Origin of the sequence: [Ruminococcus] lactaris ATCC 29176 (assembly GCF_025152405.1) — a bacterium.
Lineage (GTDB): Bacteria > Bacillota > Clostridia > Lachnospirales > Lachnospiraceae > Mediterraneibacter > Mediterraneibacter lactaris.
Map to the genome: position 1 here is coordinate 2,460,595 of NZ_CP102292.1, position 13,300 is coordinate 2,473,894.

The following is a 13,300-nucleotide window of genomic DNA, read 5'->3' on the forward strand; positions in this document are numbered from 1 at the left end:
TTTTTATATTCTGCGCCCCGCTACTCGCCCCAAATATGAATTAAAAATATGCCGGATTTCCCATAAAATCCTACATGGCATTTTCTTTTCGTTCTCGGGAGTTTGACAGTAAATTTTAAAACTAAGTGAAACTCATAAAAGTTCTGACTTTGTGACCCTGGCATCTTATTTATTCTATCGTAACGCTGGCAGTGTCTCTGCCTGCAAATTTCGGAGCCATTTTTACCCGACTGTTCTTTATATAAAAGGTTGTTCTAAAGCACATTTGCACCAAAAGGCATAAAAGATAAACGTGCCATTTTAAAGAATTGTTTTCCAAACGGGATTCCTACAATCGTGATACACCACATACACCCTAAGACAATATTTCCAAGAGCCATTCCCCATCCAAAGAAAAGAATCCAAATTAAATTCACAAGAAATGAGAATGTTCCGTTCCCATATACAACTTCTTTTCCAAAAGGCCAAAATGCTAAGGATGCAAATTTGAAGCATTGTAAGCCAACAGGAATTCCAACAATTGTGACACACCATATACATCCTGCAATGATCCATGCAAGACCTCCGATTATCCCACCACAAAGAAACCAGAGTATATTTCCTAATAATTTCATTCAATCACCTCAATTCTCGCACCAATAGTGCGAGTTTTTTTCGCATAAGCATATTATAGCAAAAATAATTCGCTTATGCGACCTATTTTAGTGATTGCTTATTGGTTCAAGTCCCGCAAAAATTCCAAACGAAAAGAACACAAACATCAGCATAAATGTAAATGGCATATCCCCAATAAATCCCAAATAACAAGAAGTTCCATAACCGCACTTCTTCCAAACACCTCATCAAAGCCAAACTTTTCAAAAAGTCTATGGATATGAACCGTCGTTTTCACCGAGAAGTTGCTGCCTTTTTCGGAAAGTACACTTTCAATATCCACTTTTTTGTCTTGAATGTCCACTTTTCCATTCTCAATATCCACTTTTGTATTCCCAAAAATGATCTGACGCATGACCTGGGGAAGTTAGTAATTTTACATATTCTTCTGTAAGTTTTTCCATATAGTGTTCTTGCCAGTCTGGGACACGCTCACGATAAAGTTTCCAGTCTGCTTTTGATATATCCATTTCACTGCCTCCGTTTCCATTTTTATGCCTAAAAATACTGCTCCTACACATTTTGATTTCGGATTCGTTATATATCTAGATCAGCGTAAGTAATCCTGTTTAATTATTTGCGTTTATAATCCTGATAATGTTCTCATTACCAGGTCAACGTCTTTATTTTCGAGTTCCTGAATGATATGCAGATATGTTTTCTGCGTTGTTGTCATACTGGCATGCCCCAGACGTCTGGCTACACTGGCGATTGATACACCTGCAAACAGAAGAAGAGAGGCATGTGTATGTCTAAGTCCATGAATGGATATCTCTGAAATTCCACACGCTTTGCAATGTCTGGTAAGTACATCATTCACTGTAGAATTATAGATCTTTGTTTCTCCAACAAAAATCGGTTTATCTTCTGGCAGATTCTTAGTAAGCTCTGAAAATTTCACAACAATCTGCCAATCAATCTGAATTTTTCTCACTGATGAGTTATTCTTTGTTGGAAGGAATCCACCATTACCCTTATAATCCCATGTTTTACTAATAGACAATGTTTGTCTTGCAAAATCAAAGTCCGAAGGAGTAATTGCAAGTGCCTCTGAAAATCTCATACCGGTTTTTGCAACCAATAGAATAAACCAGTCCCAGTTTACCTCTTCTCGAATATCAAGGTGAGCAATTAACGTATGTAATTCAAACTGATTCAAATACTTTATTTTTTTTGCTCTTGGCGATTTCCCCTTGATGATTGCCTTTCTGGTTGGATCTCTCTCTATCATTCCTTCATCTACCGCATCCAGAATTGCTCCTTTCAATTGATGATGGAAATCCAGCGTTGTCTGCCGTTCATGATCTTTTGCATAATCATTCAGCAATTTCTGATAAGCAGTCCTGGTGAGTTCACAAACCTTCAACTCCGGAGCAAGTTTTTCTACCCATTTCTGCGTCATCAGATACTTTGCCATCGTGGCATCCCTGATCGCACCTTTTTTGTACACTTCAATCCACTGTTTATAGTACTCATAAAATAATTGCATTTTGTCTGTTTCCTGTTGCATAAGTTTGTCTTCCTTTCCCGAATCACTTACGCTGATACAGACAATTAATCACCTATTATTTTCTTATGCAACACTGATCAGAGGTTTAATTTCTTCATCTAATGTTTTCTTTAATTCTGCCATACACTTCGCATAATATTTGAATTTTGGAAGTGCCTTTTCTTGTACGGATTTATAACTCTGATAGTCAATTGTTGCTTTGATCACACTTTCGTTTGGTATTTCCCCGTTTCTGTAATGAAGAGCCGCATACATAACATCTTCTTTCGATGCGTACCAAGTCACACAGAAATCAGAGATTACCTTTTCAATGCAATCACGTTTCATGTTTTCCACAATATTTAAGATAGACTGACCCTTATATTTGTTTTCATCTTCCTCAATTTCACTAACCAGATTCGTCATAATCTCGGCTACCTTTGGATTATCCTTCCGCATTTCATCAATATACTGTTTCACTTCATCAATCTGTTTTTGACGTTCTTCCGGAGATACCGCTTCTGCATCTTCATCTGGTGTTACAATATTCTGGATCAGATTGATAATATACTCATAATCAATCTTTGTACTACTATAAGCCATCAATTCATAATCGACGTCTATCGTTTCATCTTCCGGTGGTTCGTTCCCGGAATCGTCTCCACCTTCTGCTATTTTTATTTCTTCTACAGCATTTTTATAAACTCCGGCATATTTATCGTATTCCTCTTCTGTAATGCCATACTCCTCAAGCATACTGTCATCATACTGGGTAAATGATTTGAGCTGAGCAAATAATCGGTCAAAGGTCTGAAACATCTTGACAAACACTTTTTTCTCTTTGATTGACATCGGTGTTACTTCTTCCGGTGTTTCTGCTGATACTCTTAATGCTGCCAACGATTTACGAAATGCTGGTTCTATTTCTTCCCATTCTGCCAGAATCGCTGTCCCTGTACTTCCCGCAGAGTATAATTTCACTGCGTTGTCAACACTTTCCTTAAATAACTTTGGTGCCTGGAAAGTAACAATCTGTCCGTATGTTTTGTTTTTATCAAAAATACGGTTTGTTCTTGAAAAAGCCTGAATCAGATCATGTGGTCCCATCGGCTGTCTGTCAATAAAAATGGTGGACATGCATGGTGCATCAAATCCTGTTAACAGGCGGTCTACCACAATGACCAGATCCAGCTGCTCACTTCTGCTCTTGAATTTTGCATCTTTCCGTGCGAGACGTTTATTCAGATTACCATTATACCCCTGAATCTGTGAAAGCTCATATTTTGTACCAAACATCTGATTATAATCATCTAGTGATTTCTGCATCTTTTCCTGGTTTACGTGGGAACCTTCTTCATTTTCTGTTACGGAATAAGTAATTGCAAACTTCGGAAAATCCGGAAGAACCTGTTTGATTTTCTCATCGATTTCTAATGATGTTTCTCCGTTTTTCACCTTGGTCAGGAGTTCATAATACTTCTGTGCTATCTGGATGGAACTCGTTGTCAAAAGTCCCTCATATGTTTGTCCTTTTCCATTCTGAAATCCCAGCTTGTAATAGGATTTGTTCAGGATGATATCTAATACCCGGAGCATATGGGTCTCATTGTCGTATGCACTGGCATCTGTCTCATCTGTAATATTTTTCGGACCATTATGCTCTACCTGGAAACCAAGTACAGCATTATCATGAATCGCATTCTGGATTGTATATTTGTGAAGTCTTTTTCCATACAATTCCTCTGTTGTACGTGGCAAATCACCCATCTGCGGATATGGATTCTCCGCAAATCTCGGAGTTCCTGTAAATCCATACCAAAGCGATCTTCCGAAAAAGCGTTCTAGTTCACGCTTTGTTTTTGGAGTAACTGCTCTGTGACATTCATCTACGACAAAAGCAATTTTCAGGTTTTTAATCTTGTTGTATTCAGATGTTCCTTCCTGTAATCTTTTGCTAATCAGAATCTGCATTTTTTGAATTGTTGTAACGATTACCTGACGATCATCAGATTTTAATTTCTTTTTCAGATCATTTACATTATCAGTCTCATCTACATCGACCAAATCATTATTCGCATAAGCCTGAAATGCCATGGTTGTCTGAGTATCCAAATCCTTACGGTCAATCAAAAAGATTGCTTTATCAATCGCAGGAATATCCATCAGTAAATTTCTGGTTGCCTTATAAGAAGTAAGCGTCTTTCCGGATCCAGTCGTATGCCAGACAAAACCAGATTTTCCTGTCTTTGATGCCTCACGTATAGACTCAATGGCATGAATCTGATATGGTCGAAGTAAAATCAATCGCTTTGCATCTTCATCCAAAACTGTATATCTGGCAATCATCTCATGGGCTTCCGGAATACGAAGAACATTCTTTGCAAAATCAATATAATCAGCCACCGGATTATTCTCCGTATCTACCCAACCGCTCATAAATTTAGGATTCAACTCTGTATCACTTGCGGCAGCAAAATATTTCGTGTCTACTCCATTACTGATCACAAACATCTGGACAGCCGAAAAAATACCAGTAAACTTTCCTTCACTGATATATTTTTTTATCTGATAAAAAGCTTCCATGTAAGAGTGCTGTCTGTTCTTTAATTCAATATGTATCATTGGAAGACCATTAATCATAAGTGTAACATCAAATCTTCTGTCCCTTGTAACCGTAGTGATGTCATCGTCTTTTAATGCATTATATTGGTTAATAACCTCGTAAACACTGCTTCCACCTGCAATATGCTCATGATTCATCACAACTAAATGCAATTTTTCTGTATCCCTTTGCACATGAACCATTGCCTTCCCATTTTCGCCAACCAGCCATTCACCAGCTTTATAGAACGAAGAAAACTGTAGCTGGTTCTTAACCTGTTCAAACTCTGCATCAGACAAAGGCTGTCCATCTAGACGTGCTTTATTATTCTGCTCTAGAATGTATCTAAAATTTTGCCAAAGTTCTTCCTCAGTCTTTAAATCTTCACGGTAAGTCCATTGGGACTCTCCAAAAACTAGCTGTTCTATTAATTTATCTTCTATTACTTTCTCTAATTCTGGCATTTTCTTTTTCTCCTTTGTAATAAATAGCGTGGTTTTGGCATATATTAGGGTATTTAACACGTAATTTTGCTTCCGATGGTGAAGAGTGATAAGGTGGTCAAGGTTAGAAAAATATAAACCAATTTTTTCTTGCTCTGATTTATTTGGAATCTTCAAGCAAAGATTTTCCAACACTGTTTGACTGATATTTTTATTTGCACTATTAGTAGCTTGTGCCATAATTTGATTTCGTACAGATTCTATTCCGAATAAAAACCTTTTAAAATTATTATCCAATCCATATTCATCTCGAAATCTTATAATAAATCCAGAATATGTTGTGTTTTCAAGGTTTTGTGGTACTAAGGCGGCTTCTCCTACACCTTCCAATTTTACCGAAGAGCGTACAAACAATACATCGCCATTCAGCAAATTATAATCTTTCAGCTGTGAATCAGATGCCATTGCTTTCCCTAAATTTGTAACATCAATTACATTATTTCCGAATATATTTTGAAGATTTACAAATGGAAATCCTATTCCCATGGCTTCTTTGGAAAAGTTCATTCCATTTTTCAATGAACCAAGTTCCCCCAACTTACGCTGTTCCCAATCGTTTGAACTCAATTCAATACAAAATTTGAACTTACGCTGAATCTCTGTAGTCGTTCACTTTTTCAAAATATCTTCTACTTTTTAATCCAACAATTCACCTGCTTCATATGAACATTTTATATAATCCGGATTACTATAAAATACATTTGAATTAAAATCTGATATTTCATCACTAATGAATGAATTATATACAGTCTTAATAGCTTCTACTACATTCGCATACAAACCCATAACATTCAATATTAACGTTTGGTATACTCTTCCAATTGAAGTTACTGTTGGAACACTATATTTACAAGTTGTAATATTATCAAAATTTCCCTCTGTAATTTGATATTCTTCAATCCATTCATCACATACCTGTTCAAAAGAAAGACAGTGATTTACACCAGCCGTTCTTAATTGATGCACTAAATCTTCATCTGTCATTTTCCCAACTACATCTTTTACTTTATTATGAGTTTCTCTTGCAACAAACTCAATCATCGAACATACATAAAACAAATCATCTTTATTCCACTGTGTCGTCATCCACGTTTTCACTCCTTTCATACGTCAAACATTCTAAGGCTCTCATACTATGAAAACTAATCTGATGTGACGGATGTTTAAACTTTGCATATTCCCAGAATACAGCTTTACTTATATTTCCACTTAAATAATCATTTACAAAATTCCAGATTGTATCATCTGCCATTGGGCCTTCCACAATATCATACTCGTGTATCTTTCCAACTCGGCATTCTGCAATAAAATCTAACCATTCATCACACATCTGATCAAATTTCTTTATTTTTAATTGTTTATTTTCTGTATATGAATATACATTAATTATTCCATGCTTATGTTTTCGTTCTGCCCATCTATATGCCTGTTCATAACTTTTTGTACAATAAAATCCCCATGAGAAATCTTTTGTATATCTTGTCTTTCTAACCTCAGGAAATTCTACTATCTGACCACTTCCATGATACAATTCCACTTTTTTGTCCATTTTTCTCACTTCTTTCATATTTTTATACTTTAAATTTCTTTTCACTCATTATTATCTAAAATTTCTTGCTATAGATCATACTCATCGTAAGCCTCATTCTTCTACAATGCAATTTTCACTAATTCTATCTATTAGTACTTTCTTAATTTCAGTATCAAAAACTATCGTTATTTTTTATATAAACATATTTTTCAGCATAAATTTTTTAATATTCTGTAATTCTTCACACTTATGCTGGTGAAGAGTGATGAGGTGATCGAGGTCATCTAAAAATGTCGCAATCTTCTCCTGTTCTTCTAATGATGGCATATATAACTGACATTCACATAACTTGTCATAATAGAAGTATAATCGAACACTTCCCTCTTGAAGTTTCTCAATCCATCTTGGAAATTCATCAGACTTGAGCCAATGCCAGAGGAACCTATCGTTCACATAATTGTCTGTTTGAAAAACTTCATAAAGTGAGCTAACTATCACATTTTCCACACCTTTATAGTATCCGATAGATCCTACATTGATCCTTGCTGGATTATAGGCAAACGAATTTGGTTGAACAATATTATACGCTTTTCTGTCCGTATCTTTCATATATCCAAAATCGTCATGTGCATCACGCTGACGAATAAATCCATGCTCATTTGTAATAGCATACGGTTCTAAATCTAAATCTTCCTTGTTCCGTTTCCCTGCATCCCATGTGAAATCTGCAAACTTACGCTGTTCCCAATCTTCAGTAAACCCGGAAAATCTAATTTCTGGAACTGAATGACCATTTTGTGGAAACATCTTTTGAAGCATATATTTTTTCAAGGTTTTCGTCTCTTCGCACTTTCGCTGGTGAAGAGTGATGAGCCTTTCTAGCTCTTCAAAATACTTTCCAATTTTCTTCTGTTCCTCAATATCTTGCGGTATCATCAGCTTCGTCTCAAAGAAATCCGCAGGTGCAATATTCAAAAGTCCATGATTTCTCGCTCCTTCTGCAGCAATTTCATGAATACCTTTATGCCACAAGTTTGTGCTGTAGTACGATACCAGAAAATCGGAATCTACAGGATTGTTTTCTTTTATCCCAAATACGATATAAAGCGTTGATAATACGCCATTTTTATAACGATCCAGCCTTTTAATAGCTCCCCAAGGAGCATCTGTTGAAGTACTTTTATTATAAGCGAACTCTCCATTCTCAATCAGATAGTAACCACTGACATCTTTACTTGCAACTCTCTTATCAAAGAATTCATTCTGATCAATAAGGCCATATTGAGCCGATATCGTAAGCGGTAACTCTGAGACTAAATCTTGATTTTTTCTTGTAACACGATCAACCAAATCAACCAACTTACGCTGTTCCCAATCTTCCTGGTAGCCTTTAAATCTAATCTTTGGTTTTTTCATCTCTATTATCCCTCCAGCTTTCTGATCAAATCATTTAACGAAAAAATAATGTTTTGATCTGGTGATGTTAAATCTTTCAGAAGAGATACAAAGTCACCTTTGACCTGTTCCAATTCGTCATCCGTTTTCTTCATGTCCTGTAGTAATGTATTGATATCCACATCTTCTTCTTTTTCGAAATTATCAACATATCTAGGAATATTAAGATTGAAATCGTTTTTTTCAATATCCTCAAAGCTAGCCAGATAGGATTCTTTTTCTACAGTCTTTCGGTCACTATACAGAGCAAGAACTTCATCGATGTGTTCATCTGTCATCTCATTTTGCTTCTTACCTTTATTAAATTTCTTAGATGCATCAATAAAGAGTACATCTCGTCCGTCTCTGTGTTTTTTTAAGACAATGATACAAGTTGGAATGGATGTATTGTAAAATAAGTTCGCCGGAAGTCCAATCACCGCATAGATATTACCAGAGCGAAGCAATTTTTCTCTGATTTTTCCTTCTGCTGCTCCACGGAAAAGAACTCCATGTGGTAAAACAATTGCCATTGTCCCGTTATTTTTCAAATGATACAATCCGTGTAATAAAAATGCATAATCAGCCTTTGACTTTGGTGCTAATACACCATAATCACTGAAACGTTCATCTTGAAGAAATCCTGCTGCTGCACTCCATTTGGCTGAATATGGAGGGTTCATAAGAACCATATTGAAATCCGTTTCTTCTCCTGTTGGCCAATCCCCATCTAATGTATCTCCATTTCGAAGATGTTGGTTTTCCGCCACTATTCCATGTAGAAACATATTCATTCTCGCCAGATTATAAGTTGATGTATTCTGTTCCTGTCCATAGTATTTGATATATTCTGGTGCTGATGCATATTTTTTAGCATTTAACAATAATGACCCCGATCCCATACACGGATCATATACGGATAATCCTTTTTTATCTTCCTGCCCTGAAATAGCAATTTTTGTTAATATCTTTGATACAGCCTGCGGAGTATAGAATTCTCCTGCTTTCTTTCCTGTTTCAGAAGCAAACTGTCCGATCAAATATTCATAGGCATTTCCAAGTATTTCCGCATCTGAATTTAACAGATCCGCTTTATCAATTTCTTTTATAAGACTTGCAACTGTATCACTCTGTTTTTGGTCGCCTGCACCTAATCGATTGGAATACAGATCAATATCGGTAAACAAATCTGCGAAGATTGGATCACTCTGCTCTATATTATTAAATCCTTTCTGCAACTGCTCACGGTTGAAAGAATTATTTCTTGCAGCATCAGCAAAATAAGTGTATGTAAGTTCTGGCTCCATAACATAGTGACATTCTTCTGACAGCTGATCTTTCAATTCTTCTGCACTCTCATCCTCTAGTGCTTCTTTATATGCCTCTAATGCTTCTTTCAATGTGGCTGGTTTTTCATCATAAAGCAAATCATATACTTTAATCAAAAAAGAATCTGAAAGATATTTATAAAATACGATTCCTAACAGATAATCCTTATACTCATTTGCATCCATTTTTGAACGTAAAATATCTGCTCCACTCCATAATACGCTAATCAAATCCTTGCTATTTTCTATTTCTGCCATCTTTGTTTACCCTCCATTTTCTATGAATAATGTTCAATCAATCTTTTAATTTCACTTCTCATTTGCTCCACCACATCATCCGGTCCAACAATCTTTATACCGTCCCCCAATGAAAATACCCATCCAAGGAACTGTCTGCTGACATGCACATTTACATTCACAGTAAAGTGTTCATCATCTGTCGGAAACAAAATCACATTTTTCCCAAAACGGTCAATGATGACACCTACCAGGTTGTTTTTTACCAGTAATTTTACCGTCTGTTCTTTTCCTCCGAACATTCCAAAGCTTTTCTTTGCATAATCAGCCATGTCAAGCTTATTAAAGAACTCTTTTCCTTCCCGGTTCTCACTTGAAAATCGGATATGAAGCATTTTATCTACTCGGTAATGTTTAATCTTCTCCGCATCCGAATCGTAGCCTACCAGATAATAGTTTTCATCGTCCCACGAAAGTCCCCATGGACTAATATGATACCAGGCTCCATTATGTCTGAGTTCCATTTCTTTTTTTACATTCCACTGATAATATTGGAACTTTATTTTCTTATTTTCTGAAATTGCATTATGAATAGCATCTACTGTGTAGTAGATGCTCTCATTCATTGTCTTTATTCTTCCAGACACATATACCTGACGCTGCAGTTTCTGTGCCTCATATTCACTAACCATTTTTTCCAGCTTCTTAATCAACGTATTCGATTTCTTTTCTGTGATGAATTTTGAAGACTGAATTGCATCTACCAGAAGTTTCAACTCAGGTAGTTCAAACGTGCGACTGACCACATGATAATGATAACGGTTTCCAATCGGTTCTCCTTCCACTTCAATGCCAAGAACACTTAGGTCACGAAGATCCGTATAGATACTTTTTCGGTCAGCTGTGATATTGTATTCCGCCAAACTTTCCATGATTTCTGGCATTGTAATATAATGCTCTTCATCTGTTTTTTCCAGCATAATCTGTGCCAGTCGGTACAGCTTAAATTTCTGATTTGTTCCCTTCGGCATGATGCACTTCTCCCTTCTGCCAACATATTTCAAGTATATCATAGGTGGGAAATATATTGTGCATCTTTTTACATAAATCTTTTTGTTGTAAATCTAGTTTTATACAAATGTAGGTTCGTTTTTCATTAATTATCATGAAAGAACTTAACTACAGCAACAATTATGATGATAATTCCAATCCAAAAGAAGAATTGAAATGCTCCTCCAAGTTCTGAAGCAAAATCGTTCAAAAAAGCAAATACCAGAAGAATGATCGCAATCAATCCTCCACAACCCAATTTTCCATCTTTCATAAGATCTACTCCTTCAAAGCTGCACTTCCTATATTCTAAGAAATACAGTATATCTTTAATCCTTAACTATTTCTTCCACCAGCGACATATATTCAGGAAGTTGATTCATAAAGGGTTGTAATGTTTTTCTGACCAAACCACGTCAAAATATGAATTCTCTTTAATGTAGTCGGCAAATACCCGACAAACTTTTTCAATTTCGCCGTCCTGTTCTTTTGTATACATTTTATTCTTATTTCTCCAACTTTTCTTCAATTCTGCTTTTACGATAATCTAGAATATCACTGAACAAAAGTAATCCCTCTGTTATGGCTATCATGACCATTCCTGCCTTTACTAAGATTTTCGCTTTCGGATCATCGGACGCTTTTGCTTCTTTAGCGATACCACCAAGTATTCCGATCAACCCAATATTCACCAGTCTCTGCATATTTCTGTTTATTGCTTTATTTTCATAATAGATTTTTCTTAACATCTCTTTATTTTTCATCGTTCATTGTCTCCTTCATTTCGTTTTTAAGGCTCTTCTTACAAACCTTACATATTGTTCCAGCCGGTGTTACCAGCTCAACTTTCGCATAAGCAGTCTTCCCGATCTTGTCATACAAACGACCGGCACTCATAGAATCGCCGATAACGGTGTATGAACTATTTGCTACATATCCGATTTTTCCAAGACCTTCATAAGTAACTTTGATTGCTTCTTTGTCATACTCATTATCTGGTTCTTTCTCTAGTCGGATCTTCGTTCCTTTTTTGAGAAAATCATTTCCAAAATAATGTTTTGTTCCTGTCAGTGTGATAAATACTTTTGCCATGATACGCCCTCCTTTAGCTACTTTTATTTGATGGTTATAGTGTAGATTAATAGGTGGGATATAAAAACCCCCACATATATTGTGGTGACCATTATAAAAAAACACAAAATAAGACCCAGAAGATCTGTCACAGTCATTTTGTGTTTCCTGGCATAATCACAGATACGCTTATACATAGGATCTTCCACCCGGATACTTAATACTTTCTTTTTTACATTTTCCGACTTTGGTCTTCCTGTTTTCGCCATATCTGTTCTTATTCCTCCACATTCACATTATGATTTTCGTATGACAAAAAGTTAATCCCTGTTTTTCGTCCTTCCACAATTTCCTGGAATTTCGTCAGCCCAATGCTGTAAAGCTCTGCCCCTTCCTGATAGCGGACAAATTTCTTTGCTAATTTCTTTGTTTTCTCTACATCTTTACGTGCATATCCCATACACGGCACCTCCCTTTTTGCATATAAAAAGCAGCTAACCTATTTTTCATAGACTAACTGCTTGTACTTTTGTTCCATATTCGGTTTTATTCTACAAATCCGACAGTGAAATTCGGTCGTATGTGCCATTTTTCTTATCTTCCGGATGTGGTTCCAGTCCGATAATTGTAATATCTTTCTGGTCCGGTCCATAAACCCAGTACATTCTCATTGTGCCACTGGTTTTATTTTCCAGATATGATTGCCACACTTTCATTCCATAACGTCTGGATAATGGCTCTATTTCATGGGTTTGAAGACTTGGATACCCTGGATCTGCCGATAGCAGCTTTAAAGCCTTTCCCCATTTTTTATACAACTGTTCTTCCTTCTTTTTTATATTACCGGAACGATATTTCTCCTGCAGATCTAACCAAAGTTCCTGCATTTCAGGAATTCCCATTCGTATATTAAAATTCATCTCTTATTCCTTTTAAAAATCTGACAGGTCAATAATCGGAGAAACATCGCCTTTCTTAAAGTTACTTACTGCACGATCCATATCTGCCAGAGTTCTGGCTGAAATGCTCTCTGGCACTGCCAGTTCCCGAGGTTCCAAAATAATGCAGCCATTTCTATATTCTTTTACATTATAATACTGATAAGCAGCTCCTCTGAGGGTAATCCTTTTTTTATTGTCCAGATGAGCAACATAATCTTTCATCGTTTCCATTATCAACGCCTCCTACGCAAGCATTTGTGTGGGAAATCCCACCTCTTGTTATTATAATACGCTTTTCTATATTTTCTGTCAATCCAATTTTATTTATTCAGATGCAAAGATATCAGTAGTAATGAAATATTATCTGGTCTAAAACATAAATTGCCTGCATCCGACCAGTTTGACTGTAATATTTCAATTATTCTTACTCGCAAATGTACAAAGGAGATTGTAAATCATC

At 36.1% G+C, this 13,300-nt stretch carries 16 protein-coding genes and 1 pseudogene; all 17 read right to left on the reverse strand.

Annotated elements, in window-relative coordinates:
* Positions 1-254 precede the first annotated feature (254 nt).
* The 17 genes and pseudogenes from NQ541_RS11425 to NQ541_RS11500 all read right to left on the reverse strand — a co-directional run bounded on the left by NQ541_RS11425 (position 255) and on the right by NQ541_RS11500 (position 13,071).
* On the reverse strand, positions 255-614 hold the full coding sequence (locus tag NQ541_RS11425) for a YccF domain-containing protein (protein ID WP_005608727.1): 360 nt from the start codon (positions 612-614) through the stop codon (positions 255-257).
* 146 nt (positions 615-760) lie between these two features.
* Complete coding sequence (locus NQ541_RS11430; RefSeq protein WP_226968968.1) at positions 761-979, reverse strand: hypothetical protein; 219 nt, start codon at positions 977-979, stop codon at positions 761-763.
* On the reverse strand, positions 969-1,124 hold the full coding sequence (locus tag NQ541_RS11435; RefSeq protein WP_005608730.1) for a hypothetical protein: 156 nt from the start codon (positions 1,122-1,124) through the stop codon (positions 969-971). The genes NQ541_RS11430 and NQ541_RS11435 overlap by 11 nt, the downstream gene beginning before the upstream one ends.
* Before the next feature lie 113 nt (positions 1,125-1,237).
* Positions 1,238-2,164, reverse strand: coding sequence for a site-specific integrase (locus NQ541_RS11440; protein WP_005608731.1), 927 nt, complete (start codon positions 2,162-2,164; stop codon positions 1,238-1,240).
* Positions 2,165-2,227: 63 nt separating this feature from the next.
* A complete protein-coding gene (locus tag NQ541_RS11445; RefSeq protein WP_023920622.1) occupies positions 2,228-5,209 on the reverse strand; it encodes a type I restriction endonuclease subunit R in 2,982 nt (993 codons plus the stop codon).
* A 123-nt stretch (positions 5,210-5,332) separates the two neighbouring features.
* Positions 5,333-5,755: pseudogene (locus NQ541_RS13360) on the reverse strand (restriction endonuclease subunit S); the annotation flags it as partial.
* A 129-nt stretch (positions 5,756-5,884) separates the two neighbouring features.
* Complete coding sequence (locus NQ541_RS11450; RefSeq protein ID WP_005608737.1) at positions 5,885-6,334, reverse strand: hypothetical protein; 450 nt, start codon at positions 6,332-6,334, stop codon at positions 5,885-5,887.
* Positions 6,315-6,797, reverse strand: coding sequence for a DUF3990 domain-containing protein (locus tag NQ541_RS11455; protein WP_023920602.1), 483 nt, complete (start codon positions 6,795-6,797; stop codon positions 6,315-6,317). Before NQ541_RS11455 ends, NQ541_RS11450 begins: the two co-directional genes overlap by 20 nt.
* 174 nt (positions 6,798-6,971) lie before the next feature.
* Positions 6,972-8,195: a restriction endonuclease subunit S gene (locus tag NQ541_RS11460; protein ID WP_259936262.1), complete on the reverse strand. Its 1,224-nt coding sequence runs from the start codon at positions 8,193-8,195 to the stop codon at positions 6,972-6,974.
* Between the two features lie 5 nt (positions 8,196-8,200).
* Positions 8,201-9,799: a type I restriction-modification system subunit M gene (locus NQ541_RS11465; protein ID WP_005608743.1), complete on the reverse strand. Its 1,599-nt coding sequence runs from the start codon at positions 9,797-9,799 to the stop codon at positions 8,201-8,203.
* Between the two features lie 20 nt (positions 9,800-9,819).
* The gene (locus NQ541_RS11470; protein ID WP_023920598.1) at positions 9,820-10,809 is read right to left on the reverse strand and encodes a helix-turn-helix transcriptional regulator; all 990 of its coding nucleotides are present in this window, start codon (positions 10,807-10,809) and stop codon (positions 9,820-9,822) included.
* A 125-nt stretch (positions 10,810-10,934) separates the two neighbouring features.
* A complete protein-coding gene (locus tag NQ541_RS11475; protein WP_005608747.1) occupies positions 10,935-11,102 on the reverse strand; it encodes a hypothetical protein in 168 nt (55 codons plus the stop codon).
* Between the two features lie 232 nt (positions 11,103-11,334).
* Positions 11,335-11,592 (reverse strand): hypothetical protein, encoded by a 258-nt coding sequence (locus NQ541_RS11480; RefSeq protein ID WP_005608749.1) that lies wholly within the window; start codon positions 11,590-11,592, stop codon positions 11,335-11,337.
* Positions 11,582-11,920: an HIRAN domain-containing protein gene (locus tag NQ541_RS11485; protein WP_005608751.1), complete on the reverse strand. Its 339-nt coding sequence runs from the start codon at positions 11,918-11,920 to the stop codon at positions 11,582-11,584. The genes NQ541_RS11480 and NQ541_RS11485 overlap by 11 nt, the downstream gene beginning before the upstream one ends.
* 256 nt (positions 11,921-12,176) lie before the next feature.
* Positions 12,177-12,359, reverse strand: coding sequence for a DUF6462 family protein (locus NQ541_RS11490; protein ID WP_005608754.1), 183 nt, complete (start codon positions 12,357-12,359; stop codon positions 12,177-12,179).
* 91 nt (positions 12,360-12,450) lie between these two features.
* Entirely contained in the window at positions 12,451-12,819 is a 369-nt protein-coding gene (locus NQ541_RS11495) for a hypothetical protein (RefSeq protein WP_005608756.1), read from the reverse strand.
* 12 nt (positions 12,820-12,831) lie between these two features.
* The gene (locus NQ541_RS11500) at positions 12,832-13,071 is read right to left on the reverse strand and encodes a hypothetical protein (RefSeq protein ID WP_005608758.1); all 240 of its coding nucleotides are present in this window, start codon (positions 13,069-13,071) and stop codon (positions 12,832-12,834) included.
* Positions 13,072-13,300: the final 229 nt, after the last annotated feature.